Source organism: Martinezella lusitana (genome assembly GCF_010668395.1).
Classification (GTDB): domain Bacteria; phylum Pseudomonadota; class Alphaproteobacteria; order Rhizobiales; family Rhizobiaceae; genus Rhizobium; species Rhizobium lusitanum_A.
In genome coordinates, this window is record NZ_WUEY01000010.1 from 206,362 (window position 1) to 223,761 (window position 17,400).

General features: G+C 60.6%; 15 protein-coding genes and 1 pseudogene. 8 read left to right on the plus strand and 8 right to left on the minus strand.

What is annotated here, in order from left to right; translation table 11 throughout:
- Positions 1-250: 250 nt before the first annotated feature.
- On the minus strand, positions 251-1,171 hold the full coding sequence (locus tag GR212_RS21600; protein ID WP_246725852.1) for a LysR family transcriptional regulator: 921 nt from the start codon (positions 1,169-1,171) through the stop codon (positions 251-253).
- A gap of 100 nt (positions 1,172-1,271) precedes the next feature.
- Between GR212_RS21600 and GR212_RS21605 the strand changes: the two genes are divergently transcribed.
- A complete protein-coding gene (locus GR212_RS21605; protein ID WP_163989236.1) occupies positions 1,272-1,823 on the plus strand; it encodes a carboxymuconolactone decarboxylase family protein in 552 nt (183 codons plus the stop codon).
- 75 nt (positions 1,824-1,898) lie between these two features.
- Complete coding sequence (locus GR212_RS21610) at positions 1,899-2,543, plus strand: pyridoxamine 5'-phosphate oxidase family protein (RefSeq protein WP_163989237.1); 645 nt, start codon at positions 1,899-1,901, stop codon at positions 2,541-2,543.
- A 42-nt stretch (positions 2,544-2,585) separates the two neighbouring features.
- On the opposite strand, the gene GR212_RS21615 is transcribed toward GR212_RS21610, so the two are convergent.
- Together GR212_RS21615 and GR212_RS21620 are read right to left on the minus strand one after the other, a co-directional pair.
- Positions 2,586-2,933 (minus strand): DUF488 domain-containing protein, encoded by a 348-nt coding sequence (locus GR212_RS21615; protein ID WP_163989239.1) that lies wholly within the window; start codon positions 2,931-2,933, stop codon positions 2,586-2,588.
- Positions 2,934-3,146: 213 nt separating this feature from the next.
- On the minus strand, positions 3,147-4,046 hold the full coding sequence (locus GR212_RS21620; protein ID WP_163989242.1) for a DMT family transporter: 900 nt from the start codon (positions 4,044-4,046) through the stop codon (positions 3,147-3,149).
- A gap of 485 nt (positions 4,047-4,531) precedes the next feature.
- Here GR212_RS21620 and GR212_RS21625 point away from each other — a divergent pair, with 485 nt between their 5' ends.
- The 5 genes from GR212_RS21625 to GR212_RS21645 all read left to right on the plus strand — a co-directional run bounded on the left by GR212_RS21625 (position 4,532) and on the right by GR212_RS21645 (position 10,733).
- Positions 4,532-5,002: a L,D-transpeptidase gene (locus tag GR212_RS21625; protein ID WP_246725853.1), complete on the plus strand. Its 471-nt coding sequence runs from the start codon at positions 4,532-4,534 to the stop codon at positions 5,000-5,002.
- Positions 5,003-5,541: 539 nt separating this feature from the next.
- Positions 5,542-7,911 carry a methyl-accepting chemotaxis protein gene (locus tag GR212_RS21630; protein ID WP_163989243.1) on the plus strand — a complete coding sequence of 790 codons (2,370 nt, stop codon included), beginning with the start codon at positions 5,542-5,544 and terminating at the stop codon, positions 7,909-7,911.
- Between the two features lie 41 nt (positions 7,912-7,952).
- Positions 7,953-8,126, plus strand: a complete 174-nt coding sequence (locus GR212_RS21635; RefSeq protein ID WP_163989244.1) for a hypothetical protein — start codon at positions 7,953-7,955, stop codon at positions 8,124-8,126.
- A 252-nt stretch (positions 8,127-8,378) separates the two neighbouring features.
- A complete protein-coding gene (locus GR212_RS21640; RefSeq protein WP_163989245.1) occupies positions 8,379-9,713 on the plus strand; it encodes an acetyl-CoA hydrolase/transferase family protein in 1,335 nt (444 codons plus the stop codon).
- A 219-nt stretch (positions 9,714-9,932) separates the two neighbouring features.
- Positions 9,933-10,733 (plus strand): alpha/beta fold hydrolase, encoded by an 801-nt coding sequence (locus GR212_RS21645; RefSeq protein ID WP_163989246.1) that lies wholly within the window; start codon positions 9,933-9,935, stop codon positions 10,731-10,733.
- Positions 10,734-10,807: 74 nt separating this feature from the next.
- Here GR212_RS21645 and GR212_RS21650 read toward each other — a convergent pair whose 3' ends face one another.
- The 3 genes from GR212_RS21650 to GR212_RS21660 all read right to left on the minus strand — a co-directional run bounded on the left by GR212_RS21650 (position 10,808) and on the right by GR212_RS21660 (position 15,358).
- Entirely contained in the window at positions 10,808-12,400 is a 1,593-nt protein-coding gene (locus GR212_RS21650; protein ID WP_163989247.1) for a bifunctional aspartate transaminase/aspartate 4-decarboxylase, read from the minus strand.
- A 27-nt stretch (positions 12,401-12,427) separates the two neighbouring features.
- Positions 12,428-14,116 carry an aspartate-alanine antiporter gene (gene aspT / locus GR212_RS21655; protein ID WP_163989248.1) on the minus strand — a complete coding sequence of 563 codons (1,689 nt, stop codon included), beginning with the start codon at positions 14,114-14,116 and terminating at the stop codon, positions 12,428-12,430.
- Between the two features lie 264 nt (positions 14,117-14,380).
- A complete protein-coding gene (locus GR212_RS21660; RefSeq protein WP_163989249.1) occupies positions 14,381-15,358 on the minus strand; it encodes a quinone oxidoreductase family protein in 978 nt (325 codons plus the stop codon).
- Between the two features lie 101 nt (positions 15,359-15,459).
- On the opposite strand from GR212_RS21660, the gene GR212_RS21665 reads away from it, so the two are divergent.
- Positions 15,460-15,834 (plus strand): winged helix-turn-helix transcriptional regulator, encoded by a 375-nt coding sequence (locus GR212_RS21665; protein ID WP_163989251.1) that lies wholly within the window; start codon positions 15,460-15,462, stop codon positions 15,832-15,834.
- 105 nt (positions 15,835-15,939) lie between these two features.
- Here GR212_RS21665 and GR212_RS21670 read toward each other — a convergent pair whose 3' ends face one another.
- Both GR212_RS21670 and GR212_RS21675 read right to left on the minus strand, forming a co-directional pair.
- Entirely contained in the window at positions 15,940-17,127 is a 1,188-nt protein-coding gene (locus tag GR212_RS21670) for an adenylate/guanylate cyclase domain-containing protein (protein ID WP_432444391.1), read from the minus strand.
- 49 nt (positions 17,128-17,176) lie between these two features.
- Positions 17,177-17,400, minus strand: a pseudogene (locus tag GR212_RS21675) (EmrB/QacA family drug resistance transporter); the annotation flags it as partial.

Below are 17,400 nucleotides of genomic sequence, written 5' to 3' on the forward strand. Positions count from 1 at the left end.
TTCCTTGTTATTGGCAAGGCGACCTTAGTAATCATAAGGTGAACGAGGAGTAAAATTTCTCCCTTAAATGTTGCGCCTGAAGGATTCCACGCCTTCTATGTGTGTCTTCAAATCGGGTCGTCGGGCTGGATGACGAGCGCCGATGTTCGCCTGTGGCGCGAGCGCAGAAGACATAGAAGCATCCTTGCACGCTCGATACAGCCGGCTGTTGGGATTGTTTCGGCCTTCGTATCCTTCCCGTTGCGGTGTCTCAATCATGGGCATGGCTCGCAGGCGGATCGAGGCGGCGCTTCAACCCGCGTGTCGCGAAATCGAGAAAGACCCTTACCTTCTGCGGAACCAGCCCGCGTGACGGGTAAAGAATGCTGATGGGCCAGGGGTCTTGTTCGGCCTCGTCGAGCACTGTTTTCAAGAGCCCTTGCGCGACGAGATCCTGAACCTGGTATGAGAGCACGCGAACCAGGCCGAGCCCGGCGACGGCGGCATCTATGGCGGCTTCCGCTGTGTTGACGGCAAGGCGCGAATGAATTGCTACATTCTCTTCGGATCGGTCCTTTCGAAAGGACCATGACTGCGTCGACATCAAGCCTTCGAAGCTGACGCAGACATGTTGTTGCAGGTCATCCGGTTTCTGGGGACTGCCATGCTCCATCAAATAGCCGGGGCTGGCGCAGATGACGCGCCGGGTCGTTCCGATATTGCGTGACAGAAGGCTGCTGTCGGGTGGCTTGCCGATGCGCACTGCCAGGTCCACATGCTCCTCGGGAAGATCGAAAAGCCGGTCCGACTGGACCAGGCGAACGTCGATCTCGGGATAAGTCTTCAAAAATTCGACAATGACGGGAAGGAGATGCAGCCGGCCGAAGACAAGCGGCGCCGTGACGACGAGATTGCCCTTCGGCGCACGAAACTCGCCGGACGCCAGACGCTCGGCTTCCGTTACATCCTCCAGGATGCGGCGGCACGCGGACGTGTAGTCCCTTCCGATTTCCGTCAGGATCAGGCCGCGTCCCGCGCGCTGGAAAAGGCGTGTTCCCAGATGTGCCTCAAGTTCCGAAATCTTGCGGCTGACGGTGGCAAGCGGAAGATCAAGTCTGCGCGACGCTGCCGAGAGACTGCCCTCATCGGCGACAGATACGAGGATCGACATGGCTTCGAGGCGGTCTGGCATGATTTCCATAAAATGAGAGGATCATTCCCATTTATAGACGATAGTCGCGGAATTCGAAAGTATCTAACTTTTGTTGCGGGTCACGAAGAAAGGAAATCCCATGTCCCGCATTGCCATTCCCGCCTCTATCGAAGCGGCACCGTCGGCATCACAGCCCCTGCTGAACGCCGTCAAGCAACAACTCGGCGTCGCGCCGAATCTCTTTCGCCTGATGGCGGTGAGTCCCCAGTCGCTGGAAGGCCACCTTGGTCTTTTTGGGGCGCTTTCAAAGGGCAAGCTCTCGGTCCAGACACGGAACCGCATAGCGCTGGCGGTCGCCGAGGTTAACGGTTGCGACTATTGCCTTTCGGCACATAGCTATCTCGGCGAGACCCTGGCCAAACTAAGCGCATCCGAAATGGAAGCAAATCGGCAGGGACGGTCCACCGATCCGAAGGCCGAGGCCGCGATCATCTTCGCGGTCAAGGTTGCGCGCGAGCGCGGCAGCGTCACACAGGACGACGTGGAGGCCGTCAGGGCTGCGGGCTACGACGATGCCCAGATCATCGAGATCGTGCTGCATGTCGCCCTGAATACATGGACAAACTACATCAACAAGGTCGCCGACACGGACATCGACTTTCCGATTGTCAGGGCCGGAAAAGCCGTCTGATGCCGGCCGGCCGCTCGTTTGTGCGGCCGGCATATCTCTGTGATCGACAACAACCCCTGCCCAATCAGGTGAACCATGTCCGAGACGAATTCTGGCCATGCCAGCGATATAGCGTTCAGTCCAATAGTGAAGGCGATCCAGGTTCGCAAAGGATCCCGGCGGGCCTATGAACGAATGGAGACGGGAGGTTCGTGGCAGACGGCAATCTCGACGGACCTGAAGGCCTTCATCGAAAGCCGGACGACCGCTTTCCTGGCGACGGCGAATGCCGAAGGCCAGCCCTATGTTCAACACCGTGGCGGGCCGCCGGGTTTCCTGAGGGTTCTCGACACCAAGACCATCGCGTTCGTCGATTTTGCCGGAAACCGTCAGTACATCACGCAGGGGAACCTGGAAGAGAATCCGAAGGCCCATCTTTTCCTCATCGACTATGCCTATCGCCAGCGCGTCAAGATCTGGGGAAAGGCAAGGGTGGTCGAAGGAGACGAAGCGCTGGCCGGGCGGCTGTTTCCGGAGGGGTACAAGGCGCGCGTCGAGCAGGTGATCCTGTTCGATGTCGCGGCTTGGGATGCCAACTGTCCCCAGCACATTCCGCAGATGTTCGAGGCAGCGGCGGTCCAGGCGGCGTTGGCCGAGAAAGACGGCGTGATTGCCAGGCTCGAACAGCAGATCCATCAGCTGGAGCTTGAGCGCAATCGCGCTGCTTCCGCCCAGCAATAAAAGATAGCGCGTCGGCGACTTGGAGGCCATCGATGCCGGGGGCTAGCGGCTGCCGATGAAATCACTGAGCACCACGGCGTTATTGTGCTCGGTGTCCTTGGCGCCGTAAAGAAGCGTTGCCGTCGATCCGCCGATCTTTCGCCTGAGTTCATCGACGGCCACCGGATTGCTCTGGAGTTCGGCAAGGTAGCGCTGGCGAAACGCGTCCCACCTGTCGGGATCGTGACCGAACCAGCGTCGAAGCTCGGCACTGGGCGCTATGTCCTTCAGCCAGAGGTCGATATGCGCTTCCTCCTTGCTGACGCCGCGGGGCCATAGCCGATCGACAAGGATGCGCGTTCCGTCTTCCTCGGCTGCGGGTTCGTAGATTCGTTTGATCTGCAATGTCATGTCCAAGCTTTCGCCTTCAATGCATACCGAACCATCGGCTTCCTCAATCAGATGTCTCTCGCTCGAAGTCTTTCAAGATGACCTGTATCGGGCGTCATGCTCTTGTGGATCGTGACCTGACAATACAGGCTGAACAAGCAAATTTCACCTCGGCCTCGGTGCTGACGGCGCCGAGGCTATTCCATTGAACGGATATCGACGGCGTCGGCCCTGCTAGTATTGGGCGCTCTTCTTGCGCGCGCCCTCCATGCGGCGTTCCCACAGGACGAGCAGCAGGCTCGAGGCGATGATGAGAAGTGCGCCGACGAAGACATTCGCGGCCGGGATCTCGGCCCAGATCAAGTACCCGTAAATGAAGGCCCATACGAGGCCGCTATATTCGATCGGCGCAAGCGTGGAAGCGGGGGCGTATCGGAAACCTTCGTAGAGCAGGAATTGCCCGATGGTCGAGATGACGCCAAGCCCCAGCATGAGCGCCCAGCCGCTGACATCAGGCGTTTTCCATATCCACGGAAATGACAGCGCGCAGGCTATCCCGAACAGCAGGCTCGTGGCGTACATCTGGGTGAGCGTCGTCTCGCTTCGGCTGACGAGGCGGATGAGGATCGTGCTCCACGCCCAGCAGAAACCCGCAACCACACACATCAGAGCGGGCACGAGGTTTGGAGAATGACTGGGATTTGCGGCGATCGCGACACCGATGAAGCCGCCTATGCAGGCGATCCAGCGACCCGCGCCTATCTTCTCCTTGAGGATGAAGATCGACAGGACCATGACGATAATGGGCGCCGAGAAATAAAGCGTCGTGAGTTCGGCCAGGCCCAAATGGCGGGCCGCGTTGTAGAACAGGAGCCAGGCAAGCAGCATCAATGCAGCGCGCAGAACGACCGTGCCCCGATATGGGCTCTGGAAGATCGACGGGTGGCGCCGGTAGCGCACGAGCACGCCGGCGACCACGACGATGACGAGGCTGCGCATGAAAAGGATCTCCGGCACTTCATAGCTGGCGACAAGCCACTTCACCATCGCATCCTGCAGCGCGAAGCAGGCATAGCCGGCGCAGGCGAGCGCGATGCCGGCAATCGGGCCTTTCTCGGGTTTTCCGGAAATCATGGAGCCTCGCAATGATGCTTCGAATCGATATTCCCAACTGCATTGCAGGAAGCGGCGGGCGGCGCAACCGGTCGCAGGCGCCGCCTGACGCGGCCATGTCCCGGTTTCCGAACCTGTGCCGCTCCTGCAACAGGCTACATCTTAAAGTCTCTGCCTGCGACTAAACTCAACCTGTGTACATCCTTTCGCCTTTTTCTCACAGTCGGTCCTCTCCGCGACTGAAAACTAACGAACGAGGTTGGAGAATAGGATTGAGAAACTGGAAGATGACGTGGGTGTTTGTGGCTGTTGCACTGTTCATGCTTGGGGCGTGTTCAACCAAAGCTGAAGATATCGAACTCTCCAGCAGCAGTGTGACCGTATCTTCGGCCGTATCCGATACGCCGAGCCTGATAACGACCGCGGACGAAGGCGACGACCCGGCATATCTATATCGCGAAATGATCGACGCGGGATTCAGAATTCCAGCTGTCGATGTCGCAAAGATGAATCCTGACCATATTCGCCGGGAGGTCGACTTCGAAACGAGCGAGCCGGCGGGCACCATCGTCGTCGACCAGCGGGCACGCTTCCTCTATTTCGTCAGGCCGGGCGGCAGGGCCATTCGCTATGCGGTGGGCGTCGGGCCCATGAGCCGGAGTTTTCGCGGGACCGCGACAATCGCGCTCAAGCGCACCTGGCCGCGCTGGGTTCCAACGGCCAACATGATCCGACGCAGCCCGGAGCACTACGGGCGCTTCAAAGATGGTGTGGATGGAGGCCCTGGCAACCCTCTCGGCGCGCGCGCTCTTTACATATACAAGGACGGGCAGGACACCTACTATCGCGTGCATGGAACCAATGCACCGTCGTCGATCGGCAAGGCGGTTTCCGCCGGTTGCATCCGTCTCCTCGCACAGGATATCATCGATCTCTATGGCCGTGTGAGCACCGGCTCCCGTATCGTCGTGCAATAGGGCAAGCGTATCTGGCCCGACGACGCTCGGGTGTCGAGAGGGACGACATCGGCGACCCCGATCGAGCGTCTTCCGGCCGGAGATGGCACGCGTTCAAATGCCATTCGCAACAAGACGGTGTTCGAGGGACAGCCTCTTGCTATCCGGAACAAAGGAACCGGCGGCCCGGCTCGCTTGAGGTTGTCCTCGTGGCAAGATCGCCGCCGCCGGCGGGGGGCGAAGAGGCCGTTTTGATGGGCTGGCGCGCGGCTGATCGGGCCGAATAGAGCGCCGGCACCGCACGGTCCGTTACCGCCAAGAAATTCCTTTATATTTCAATGTGTTGCAAGCATTATGATATGCGCGGATCGCGAGCATTTCCATACGGTCTCCGATAGATAAATCGGAGCTATTCTGCCTCAAGAACCGTTTTTTAATCATAAGTTGCTATGAATTTAAAGTTGAGGCCCGAAAAGGCTGCGCGAATTCGGATTTTTGACTGGCGATTGGAAGTTTTACCTTGAATTAAATGGAATTTCAGCACGAATTGGGAGGGGTGAATGCTGTTTGGATCAACGACAAGTCGTAATTTGTTCTCTATCGCTGCTTGCGGCGTCGTGGCGGTCGTCGCCGCTTCCGGTGTTCTGTTCTATCGTTCCTACACCGATGTTCGTACCGGCAGCATCGAGCAGATGCGCGGGATCGCGAGGGCCGAGGCCCTCAAGGTCGAGAGGGATATCGGCGGCAAGGTGCGCATCGCCGACAGCCTGGATACCGTCCTGGCGACGATGAAACAGATCGGTGACGCCGATCGCGCCAAAGCCGACAAGATCCTGCTCAATATCCTGCAGGCCAATCCCGAAATTCTTGGAACCTGGACGGGTTGGGAGCCGAACGCGTTCGATGGCAAGGACAAGGATTTCGTCGGCAAGGAAGGGCACGACCAGACGGGTCGCTACATACCGTACTGGGTTCGCAGCGGCGGTCAGATTACGCACACGGCGCTGGCAGACTACACTGTTTCAGGTGCGGGCGATTACTACCAGATCCCGTTCAACCAACGCAAAACGATCATTCTCGAGCCCTATTCCTATGCGGTGGATGGCAAGGATGTCCTGATGACCTCCGTTGCCGAGCCGATCATTGTCGATGGCAAGCCGGTCGGCGTTGCCGGGCTCGATCTATCGCTTCAGGATACCAATAAGGCGTTTTCCGCCATCCGCCCGATGGGAAGCGGTTTTGTCGGACTGGTGACCGGCGCTGGCAAGATCGTCAGCCATCCCGACGCGGGGCTGATCGGAAAAAGCCTCTCGCAAAGCGGTGCGGAAACCGCCGGATGGGACGGCTTGATTGCCAAGCCGGGCATCGAGCAGGAGATAACGAGCCAGGATGGCACGGCGTCCCTTGCCGTCGCCGTTCCCGTCAAACTGGTGGAGGGATCGGATTGGTTCGCCATCATCTCCGTGCCGAAGGCAACGCTGTTTGCGCAGCTCTACAGAATGATCTGGGATGCGGTCGCGACGACGGTGGCGGCGGCGTTGCTGCTCGGTTTCGCGGGATGGCTGATCGCACGGCGCTTCATCGGCCGCATCTCCAATGTCATCGGCGAGACCGCGGAGCTTGCCGCGGGTAGGCTCGATGTGCGGTTTAAGGACATTGGCGCAAAGGACGAGCTTGGCGATCTGTCGCAATCGTTGAATCTTCTTCTGGAAAGCAATCGCGAGAGAGCGCGTTTGGAGGCGGAGGCGCATGCCGGCCGCGCGCAGCAGGAGGCCGAACGCATCGAGCGTGCGCGGGTTCACCAGGCGCAGGAGGCCGATGTCAAGTTCGCCGTCGGCGAACTGGCGGTGGGTCTGGCGAAACTTGCCGACGGCGACATGACGACTACACTCGAGCAGCCTTTCACGGCTGCCCTGGACGAGACGCGGACGAATTTCAACGCATCGGTGGCCAAGCTTCGCTCCGCCATGCTTTCATTCAACCAGAATGCCTCCGTGATACAAAGCGGTGCCGACGAAATCCGTTCCGCTGCCGACGACCTCGCACGCCGGACGGAGCAGCAGGCGGCATCGGTGGAGGAAACTGCCGCAGCGCTCGAACAGATCACGACTTCGGTAAAGGATTCCACCAATCGAGCCGAAGAAGCAGGCTCGATGGTTGCCCGTACAAAGCAGAACGCCGAGCGGTCGGGCGAGATCGTCCGGCGTGCGGTCGAGGCGATGCATGACATTGAGGGCTCGTCGAAATCCATCTCGAACATCATCGTCGTCATCGACGAGATTGCCTTCCAGACCAACCTGCTTGCGCTCAACGCCGGCGTCGAGGCTGCCCGCGCGGGTGAGGCGGGCAAGGGTTTTGCCGTGGTGGCGCAGGAAGTTCGCGAACTGGCGCAGCGTTCTGCCGGTGCCGCCAAGGAGATAAAGGCCTTGATCAGCTCGTCGGGCGATCAGGTCCGGCACGGCGTCGCGCTCGTGACCGAGACAGGCGATGCCTTGCAGGGCATCGTCCAGGAAGTGCAGCAGATCGACCGCAACGTGCATGCGATCGTTCAATCGGCTCGCGAACAATCTACCGGGCTTCAGGAAATCAATACGGCCGTCAACCAGATGGACCAGTCGACCCAGAAGAATGCGGCGATGGTGGAAGAATCGAATGCCGCCTCGCACACGCTTGCGACGGAAGTTTCTGCTCTTTCGCAACGACTGGCGCAGTTCCGCCTGACCGGTTCGCCGGCCAGCGCGCCGGCTGCGATCCACACGCCGCGTCCGGTCCAGCGCCGCGTGCAATCCGGACAGAAATTCGCATCTCTGGAAACCTCCAGGCCGGTCGCATCGCCGGCCCGCTCCTTGAATTCCAAACTGGCCGCCGCATTTGGCGGCAGCTCGGCATCCGCCGCCGCTGCAGTCGAAGGCGAGTGGGAGGAATTCTAAATCGGCATGATCGGGCGGCATGCGCCGGGCATTTCCCGCGCATGCCGCCGTCAGACAACCACTCGCTCGGGGTTCTCTTGCCTCTTTCGGGAACGCAGGATTTCACGATTACCCTCGCCATTACTGGCGCGAGCTGTGCCGGCGAGCATGGTGAGCGTCCGCGCCATGTCCTGCAGTCCCTGATCTTCTTCTTGAGCGCTTCGATGTGGCCCTGAGCCGGGCGTTCGATCTCGGCGACCGAAAACTGGATGTTGCCGTCCGTGGTCGCATACGCGCGACGAGCGTGAGGGACGCTTTCACTGGCGGCGGGTTGATGTTCGGGTCTTGCGCAAACAGCAAGTTGCGCGCTTTTATGTCAGTGCGTCCTACTGCAAGAAGCGCTCGCAACGGTCATGGAGGTGAGGTCGGATGCGATCACGCGGTGGATGCCAATTTGTTTCGGCGGTGGCGTTCAAGGGGAGGATTCAATGGCCACTACTCATCAGACGCTCTATCGCGAACGCCTGCGTTCCGCACATGAGGCCGTTGCCCTGATACCATCCGGCGCCAAGATCGCCATGCCGATCGCCGCCGGCCAACCGCCGGCCGTTCTTGCGGCGCTCGCGGAGCGCGCCAGGGCGGGGTCCGTGAGGGACCTCCGGCTCTACTATCTGCTCTGCACAGGCATAGCCGGCACCAGCGTGTTCGATTTCGACCTGCGCGACCGCATCATTCCCATGAGTTATTTTCACGGAGGGGTGGAGCGCGCCCTCGACAAGAGGCGGATGACGGAGATGTTGCCCGCCGTCGACCTTGTGCCGTGCCATTTCAGCCAGGTGCCGCGCTCCCTGGTCGAGCATGTCGGCGTGGATACGCTGATTGCCACAGTCTCGCCCATGGATGCGGACGGGAATTTCAGCCTTGGCGCCAGTACCGATTATTCCCTTGCGGTATCCCGCAAGCCCGGCACGCGGCTGATCCTCGAGGTCAACCCCAACATGCCCTATGTGCGCGGCAATTGCATGATTCCGGTGTCGAGCGTCGCGGCAGTGGTCGAGAATGACGTCAGCCTGCCGGCGCTCGCTCCTGCGCCGCGCTCGGATGTCGATGATGCCATCGGTGCGATCATCGCCGGCCTGGTGGACGATGGCGATTGCTTGCAGATGGGTATCGGCGCGCTGCCCGACGCCGTTTGCGCCGGTCTTTCGCAACATCGTCACCTCAGCATCCATACCGAGATGATGACGTCAGGGCTTGCCGCCCTGGTCAAGGCGGGTGTGGTCGACAACAGTCGCAAGCAGACCCATGTCGGGCGATCGATCTTCACCTTCGCGCTGGGAGACAAGCCGCTTTACGATTTCCTGAACAATAATCCGGATATTGAAGCGCATCCGGTGGAATATGTGAACAATCCCTTTGTCATCGCGCAGAACGACCGCGCGGTATCGGTCAACGCCACGCTGCAGATCGATCTCAACGGTGCGTGCAATTCCGAATTCGTCAACGGAAGGCAGTTCAGCGCATCGGGCGGTCAGGTGGATTTCGTGCGCGGCGCATATGCTTCGCGCGGCGGACGCTCGATCATCGCCTGCCATGCGACGGCGGCGAAAGGAACGCTTTCACGGATCGTTCCCACATTGACGGGCCCGGTGACGACATCACGCAATGATATCCATATCGTTGTCACGGAATATGGTTGGGCCAATCTCAAGGGTAAATCCGTGGCCGAGCGGGCCAAGGCGCTCATTGGGTTGGCCCACCCCGATTTTCGCGAGGAGCTGGATCGGTCAGCCCATCAGGCGGGGTTGTACGCACCGGCCTGATGGATCGAGGTCTTCGGCAAGGAACTTGGGGCTCTCCGAAAGCGCGGCATCCGTTGCTGCCGAAACATCATCGCTGGCGGCAAATCGTTCGGATGCTTCGATATGCCCGAGGCATTTCTCTGAAAATCGCGATAGCTTCCAGGCCGTGGACATGAAGAAAGAAAAATGCTGCCGTCCGGCTATCGTCGCCGGGCGGTTGATTGCAGCTTAGAGGTTGGAATGCGAAATACCGAGGAAGCCGAGCACTGGATCGCGACACCAAGGGGAGATTTGTTTGCCAAGTCATGGACACCCCGTTCGGAGAGCGGCGGCGTGCCCGTTATTCTGCATCACGATTCGCTTGGATGCGTCACGCTCTGGAGAGATTTTCCGGCATTGCTGGCGACGACTCTTCAGCGGCGCGTGATCGCTTATGACAGGCTTGGCTTCGGTCAGTCGGCTGCACGCCATGACAGGCTCGATTTGAATTTCCTGCGCGACGAGGCGGTCCATCAGCTTCCGTTCGTTCTGGACAGCTTTGCGATCGACCGCTTCGTGGCATGTGGGCATAGCGTCGGCGGCGGCATGGCTGTCGAGACCGGCGCCTTCTTTGCGCAGAGATGCGAAGCCATCGTCACCATTGCGGCGCAGGCCTTCGTCGAAGACCGGACTGTCGACGGCATCAAGGCGGCCCAAGAGGCCTTCGCCGCGCCGGGAGCCCTGGACCGGCTCACCCGCTACCATGGCGAAAAAGCCGATTGGGTTCTCAAGGCGTGGATCGAGACCTGGCTGTCTCCCGCGTTCGAATCCTGGAGCCTGGAGCCGACGCTCGCCAAGATCAGTCGTCCCGTTCTGGCGATCCACGGGGATCGGGACGAATACGGTTCGCTTGCCCATCCCCGCAGGATTGCCAGCGGCCGCGGTGTCTGCCGTATCCTGCCGGATATCGGACACACGCCGCACCGGGAATGCCCGGATCTGCTTGCCGATGAGATAGCCGGATGGCTGACGAGGTTGAAAGGCTCCGGCACGGCGGCGTAGCTATGCCGGTCTTTAACGCGCCCGTGAACGTAGAGAGCGGACGCCGGGTGGTCGTCATAGCCGGGACGTGAATGTCACTTCGGCGCTTTCTTCTTGAATTCCTCGTAGTACTCATCCGCCAGCTTGCGGAGCGACCGGCCGATTGCCGCATATTCGTATTCATTGAGGTTCGCGAGCGAAGCACGCCCGGAGGGTTGCTGGGTGCCGAAACCGCGGCCGGGAAGCAAGACGATACCGGTCTCGTCGGCAATGCGGAACAGCAGCTCGTTAGCCGAGAACTTCTTCTTGACCCATTTTGCGAACTCCGCTCCGTAGAGCTTGAGGGAGATGTCCTCGAGGTCGAGAAGCGTGTAGTAATCGACGGAATTCGGATTGTCGGTCACGGAAACGCCGAGCTCGCGATAAAGCGCGGCCTCGCGCTTGCGGATGATCTTCTTCAGCGTCGATTTGTAGATGTCGTTCTCGTCTATGAGCGCAAACAACGAGAACAGCACCATCTGGACCTGCTGCGGCGTCGACAAGCCGGCGGTGTGGTTCAGCGCGACCGTGCGGCTGTCCGCGACCAGGCGGTCAATGAACTTCAGCTTTTCGACATTCGGTAGCAATGAGCCATAACGCCTGTCGAGCGCCGTCTTGGTAGCCTTCGGCAAGGCATGAAGCTTGTCATCCAGAACGTTGTTGTGGTGGGTGGCGACGACGCCGAGGCGCCAGCCAGTGGCGCCGAAATATTTCGAGAAGGAGTAGACAAGAATGGTGTTGTTTGGGCAGGTCGCAAACAGCGACCGGAAATTATCGGCGAAGGTGCCGTAAACATCGTCCGTCAGGATGATCAGGTCCCGCCTGTGGTTCTTGACGATATCCGCAATCCTGTCGAGGCTGCGATCGTCCAGCTTCACCGATGGCGGGTTGCTGGGATTGATGCAGAAGAACACCTTGATGTTCGGGTCCTTCAGCTTGTCGAGCTCCTCGTCGGTATATTGCCATTCTTGTTTCGGATCGGCGTTGATCGCGACTTCGACAAGGCCGTATTCGTCGAGCTCGGGGATCTCGATATAGGGCGTGAACACCGGCATGCCGATGGCGACCTTGTCGCCCTTGCTGACGATGCCGTTCTGCTTCAACGTGTTGAAGATATAGGTCATGGCGGCTGTTCCGCCCTCGACGGCGAAGAGATCGATGCTGTCGCCCGTCAGCGAGCCGCCTATCATCTCCTTGACGATGTATTCCCGGACGATCTGCTCGCTGATCTTCAGCATGCGCGGCGGAACGGGATAGTTGCAGCCGAGAATGCCCTCGACCATTTCATGCAGGAACTGCGAGCCGGAGAGACCCAGCTGGTCGCGGACATAGCTGAGCGCGCGCTGCAGAAAGGCCACGCCGGCCTGATCTCGATTTTCGCTGGTAAAGCGCTCGAAGCGCGCCTCGATGCCCTCGATATTGGGCAGGCCGCCGATCCATTTCTGCATGTAGGAATAGGAAAGCTCGGATTCCGCGGCGGCAAAGAGGCCGAGCCGGAAGAAGGCGCGGCGCGGCAAGGTCGCCATGAAATTCGGATTGCCGCGGCCGGCATTGAGCATGATGCGGTTTTCTTTGGCCGAAGCCAGTTTTATGAGTTCGTCCTTGAGTTCGAAAGGGCTCAGCTTCGCAAACTTGCTGTAGTCGGTCATGGTTCTCTCCTTGCTCGGTCGAGCATGTCAGACGAAGGCGACGACGAGGGGGCCAAGCAGGGTCAGGAAGACGTTGGCCAGAGCATAGGTTATGGCGAAAGGGGTCGTGGGAACGCTGTTGCCGGCCTTGTCGAGGATTTCGCCGAAGGCCGGATTGGCGCTGCGCGATCCGGAAAGCGCACCGGCAAAGATAGCGGTGTTATCGTACCGCAGAACGTAGCGGCCGAAGAGCATGGTGATGATCAGCGGCAGGATGGTGACGACGACGCCGATCAGGAACAGCGAAATGCCGCTTTCCGCGATCGTGTGCACCGCCTGCTGGCCGGACTGCAGCCCGACGACGGCGACGAAACCGGCAAGGCCGAGATCGCGAAGCAGCGTGGAGGCGCTCGTCGGCATGTTGCCGATCGCCATGTTGCGGCTGCGGTACCAGCCGAAGACCAGGCCTGCCAAGAGCGCGCCGCCGCCGCTGCCGAGCGTCAACGGAATGGAGCCGATGCGCAAAACGAGCAGGCCGACGAGCAGGCCGATGACGATCCCCAGCCCATGGAACACGAAGTCCGTCTTGTCGCTGGGAACGATGACGGTGCCGACCTGCTTCGCGATGCGCTGGAGGTCTTCGCGAAGGCCGTGGATCGTGACGACGTCACCAGCGGCGATGCGGGTATCGGCAAGCAGAGTGAGCGGGCTTCCGCCGCGCTTGACCTGGAGGACGAAGACGCCGTGACGCAGGTCCTTGGTCGCCTCGATGATCTCGGCGACCGTATGGCCTGCATAATCCTTGTTGGCGATCACGACGTCCTGTGTCGTGACAACCATGTCCATCCCTTCCGAGGACTGCAATTCCGGTCCTATGGTTGCCGCCAGCGCGACCACGCCGGCGCGTCGGCCGACGACGAGCACGATATCATCGGTCTGCAGTTGCAGGCTTGGCTCGACCCCGATGATGGTGCCGGCGCGCTTGACGCGTTCGATGGCAACGGCGCCTCCGTCTCCCGCGCCGGCCTCTATCTCGGCAATCGAGCGCCCGGCGGCCTGGCGGACCTGAAACAGGCGGCCGACGAGATCCGGCAGTGCGGCGGCCTCGCCGGGTCCATAGAGTTTGGCGCCAGCTAGGAGCGCTGCCTCCGCCTTGATCGCGTCGTCGCGGATGCTGCGGCCCATGAACCAGGGAAGGATGTTGACGCAGACGATGATCGCGCCGAAAGAGCCGAAAATATAGGTGACGGCATAACCGATCGCGACATTGGCCTGCAGGCGCTGCGTCTCGTCCGCGGCAAGGCCGAGCTTGCCGATCGCGGAACTTGCCGTGCCGATGATCGCCGACTGCGTCAATCCGCCGGCGGCGACACCTGCGGCCAGTCCCTTGTCGAGCCCGAACGCCTTGGACAGCACGATAACGGTCAAAAGCCCGCTGATCGCGAGCACGACCGCCATCAGAATCTCACGGATCGACTGGCGCCCGAGCGAACGGAAGAATTGCGGTCCGCTTTCAAAGCCGACGGCGTAGATGAACAAGGCGAACAGGACCGCCTTGATGCCGTTGTCGATGGTGATGCCGATCTGGCTGAGGGCGACGGCAACCAAGAGTGACCCGGCGACGCCGCCGAGTTGAAATTTTCCGAACTGGAACTTGCCGATCCAATATCCGATGGCCAGCGATAAAAAAAGAGCGATCTCAGGGGCTTGGTGAAAAATAGACTGTAGAAACGCCATAGGTGCTCCGCTTACAAGTCTTTTCGCTTTCGCCCGCGGATTAGAAGCAAGGGTTGCATTGCCTGTCAAGCAAGACTTTTAGGAAAAGCTTAATAAGGGCGCAATGGGGATGGGTGGGTGAGGCCGCACCCATCCCAAGATGAAGCGCCGCCGTGGTTTCACCCGCCGCGCGCGCTTGAACATTTCCGCTGTACTGGCGGTTTCAGGCCGACGGAAACAGTCCATTTCCCGCGAGAAATATGGTCTGTGCCGCCTCTCCGGGCATCAACCTGGAGTGAGGACGACTTTCCCGGTGGATGCGCGGGATTCGATCAGCCGATGCGCGTCGCCCGCGCGCTCCAATGGAAAACGTCCGCCGATGACCGGCGTCAGTCGGCCTGCGGCGATCAGATCGAACAGCTCCGCGAGATCCCGACGCAGGTCGCTTGCCTGCACCAGCGGCAGCAGCGCCAGACCTTCGATCGCCTGGCTCTTCGCAAGCAAGCCGTTGATCGTCTCGTTGTCCAGGCTGAACCTGCCGAGAGCGCCGAAGAGCAATGTTCCCGCCGGTGCGAGCACGCTGGCGAGGGTATTTGTCAGCGCGCCGCCGACGAAGTCGTAGACGATGTCGACGCGGGATTCGGGTCCCGTCTCCGGCCATCGGGACAGCCATTTCCCGTCCCGATGGTCGATCGCCATGTCGGCACCGAGCGACAAGGCGAGTTCCAGCTTTTCGTCCGAGCCCGCCAGTGCGACGACATGTGCCGCACCGGCGATCTTGGCGAGCTGAATGAGCAGCGTTCCCACCCCGCCGCCGGCTGCCGTGACCAGCACCGACTTGCCGCGTGGGGATGCGCGCCGGACGGCGTAAAGCGCGGTCAATCCCTGAACGAGGCAGGCGACCCCGGCATCGAACGAAATCGCATCGGGAAGCGGGATCACGGCGGCGGCCTTGACCACGATATAGTCCGCATATCCACCGTCACGGCCGATCGCGAAAAGCGGCACGACGACACGGCTGCCTGTTTCGATATCGACGTCGCGGCCGGCTGCCTCGATCGTCCCTGCGACCTCGACCCCGAAGGTCATCGGCAATTGCGGCGTGACGGCATAACGGTCCTGTCGCATCAGCACCTCGAAGAAATTCACCCCGGACGCATGAACCCGCACGAGAACCTCGTCCGCGTCGATTTCGGGTCGCGGAACGTCCAGTATCCGAAAGACATCAGGGCTGCCGAATTGATCGATACGCGCAATTTTCATTACCATTCTCCTGTATTTCTGCTCACAGGAGCATATTTTTATCTGTAAGGTGGCATGGAGCTCTACAGACAGATTTCTCCCATACGCACCAAAAGGTAAGCATGACCAAGCTATTGAAAAGATTGCCGGTGCTGCCGATCGAACGTGCCATCCGGACGATATCGGGCCGATGGAAGGCGGTCATTCTCTATCATCTTCTCGATGGGCCGAAGCGGCTATCCGAACTGAACCGGCTCGTTCCGTCCGTGACCCAGAAAGTTCTGGTGCAGCAGCTTCGGGAGATGGAAGCGCATGGATTGGTAAGCCGGGAAGTCTTCCGGCAGGTCCCCCCTCGGGTGGACTATTCGGCGACCCCCCTCGGCCTCAGCCTCGAGCCTGTGATGCTGGCGCTTTGCGATTGGGGGCAGCGCCATGCCGAAGCGCTCGACGAAGTCGACGCCATCGCAGACTGTATCGTTCGTCCGGTCAATACCTGAGTTGCGGGCCTGCCGTGGCTTGCGCCGGCCGTGCAACGGACATCCATGCGATCGCTTCGGTTCTCCGTACAACCCCGGAGTTGCGATCAATCGGACGATGGGCGTTCAGCGAATGAGTGTAAACAGCTCCATCGGCTCGGCGAAGCCCTTCAAGCGGTGCGATCCGATCGAGGCGGCGTCTTTGATTTCGGCTTGCCGATAGAAGGCGTCGGATAGGAGAAGCGCTTCGCCTCTCTCGCTGCAGACGCTCTGGATGCGGCTGACGACATTGACGTCGGGGCCGATCAGCGTGAAGTCCAGGCGGTTGCCGGAGCCGACATTGCCATAGCTGACCTCGCCATAATGCAGCGCGATGCCGACCTTGATGCCGATGCCGTCATACTGGAAGCCATCCACCTCGTCGAGGATCGTCTTTGCCGCGCTCAATGCGGCATTGCAGGCCCCCGCCGCGTCGATGCCCGGGAAGAAGGCGAGAACGGCGTCGCCCATGAATTTGAGCACCTCGCCGCCCTCGCGGCTGATCGCCGGTACGACCTTGTCGAAGTAGGCGTTCAGGAGGCCGAGGACGGTGGCTCCCGCAAGCCGGTTGGAAAGCTCGGTGAAACCGCGCAGGTCGCAGAGCAGAAGGGCCGCCTCCATGGATTCGATCTCTCCGCGGCGGATGTGCCCGGCAAGGATCCGGCTTGCCGTCATGGGGCCGATATAGGTGTCGAGCAGGCTGAGCTCGCATTGCCGTAGGACCCGCAGCTCGCAGGTATTGCGCAGCGCCGGCAGGATGCGCTCGAGCACTTCCTGTTCGACCGGCGTGAAGCCGCCGGGGCGGTGCGTGCCGAAGACGGCCGTGCTGATCGGCCCGTCCGCGTTGCAGAGTGGCGCTATCATCAGTTGCACCAGCCCACGGCCGGAAAAGATGTCGATGTGCTGCCAGGGGCCGTACGGGCTATCGCCGGGACCGACGATCAACGGTTCCCGCATTCCCTGCGCCTTGAGCAGCGGCGTATTGGCGAAAGCCAGGCGTGTGCCATGTTCACGGTCATGTATTTCCACCGGCTCGCCCGGCGCCCAGGCAAAGGTGCGCCCGACGAATTCGGGATGCAGCGTCGTCAGGTGCAGGCTCAATCGGTCGACGGGAAGCCCGAGCGCCTGCAGGCGGCGTCCAAGCCCGGCAACCAGGCTCGCTTCGTCGAGAGCGTGGCATTCGTCACCCGTCAGCCATTCGACGAGGCTCAAGGTCGCTGCGGTATTCATGCCGTCGCGCGCGGATCTGGAATTCACACTTACGATCTTGGGCATATCGTGCAGCAATGTCATGACGTTCTCCTTCTCTTCGAGGCGCGGCACGTCAGTGAGCGGCGCCGCCAGAGAGGTGAGCGGGTTTCTTTAGGATCAGGCTTGAGGAGAGCGCGATGATGAGGGCGATGCCGATGAGGAAGAAGGTATCGCTGAATGCCATGATGTTTGCCTGTTTGCGCAGGCTTGCCGCGACGGCGACGATGGCCTTGTGGGAGGCGAGGGCCTGGTCGCTGACGCCATGGCTCATGAAGTAGCCGGTGAGGCTTGCGATGC

Coding starts and splice junctions, on each gene's coding strand:
- GR212_RS21665 (WP_163989251.1), top strand. CDS start 15,460: ATGACCAAGCTATTGAAAAGATTGCCGGTGCTGCCGATCGAACGTGCC.
- GR212_RS21625 (WP_246725853.1), top strand. CDS start 4,532: ATGAATCCTGACCATATTCGCCGGGAGGTCGACTTCGAAACGAGCGAG.
- GR212_RS21600 (WP_246725852.1), bottom strand. CDS start 1,171: ATGCCAGACCGCCTCGAAGCCATGTCGATCCTCGTATCTGTCGCCGAT.
- GR212_RS21640 (WP_163989245.1), top strand. CDS start 8,379: ATGGCCACTACTCATCAGACGCTCTATCGCGAACGCCTGCGTTCCGCA.
- GR212_RS21645 (WP_163989246.1), top strand. CDS start 9,933: ATGCGAAATACCGAGGAAGCCGAGCACTGGATCGCGACACCAAGGGGA.
- aspT (WP_163989248.1), bottom strand. CDS start 14,116: ATGGCGTTTCTACAGTCTATTTTTCACCAAGCCCCTGAGATCGCTCTT.
- GR212_RS21670 (WP_432444391.1), bottom strand. CDS start 17,127: ATGCCCAAGATCGTAAGTGTGAATTCCAGATCCGCGCGCGACGGCATG.
- GR212_RS21635 (WP_163989244.1), top strand. CDS start 7,953: ATGCCGCCGTCAGACAACCACTCGCTCGGGGTTCTCTTGCCTCTTTCG.
- GR212_RS21660 (WP_163989249.1), bottom strand. CDS start 15,358: ATGAAAATTGCGCGTATCGATCAATTCGGCAGCCCTGATGTCTTTCGG.
- GR212_RS21605 (WP_163989236.1), top strand. CDS start 1,272: ATGTCCCGCATTGCCATTCCCGCCTCTATCGAAGCGGCACCGTCGGCA.
- GR212_RS21615 (WP_163989239.1), bottom strand. CDS start 2,933: ATGACATTGCAGATCAAACGAATCTACGAACCCGCAGCCGAGGAAGAC.
- GR212_RS21650 (WP_163989247.1), bottom strand. CDS start 12,400: ATGACCGACTACAGCAAGTTTGCGAAGCTGAGCCCTTTCGAACTCAAG.
- GR212_RS21620 (WP_163989242.1), bottom strand. CDS start 4,046: ATGATTTCCGGAAAACCCGAGAAAGGCCCGATTGCCGGCATCGCGCTC.
- GR212_RS21610 (WP_163989237.1), top strand. CDS start 1,899: ATGTCCGAGACGAATTCTGGCCATGCCAGCGATATAGCGTTCAGTCCA.
- GR212_RS21630 (WP_163989243.1), top strand. CDS start 5,542: ATGCTGTTTGGATCAACGACAAGTCGTAATTTGTTCTCTATCGCTGCT.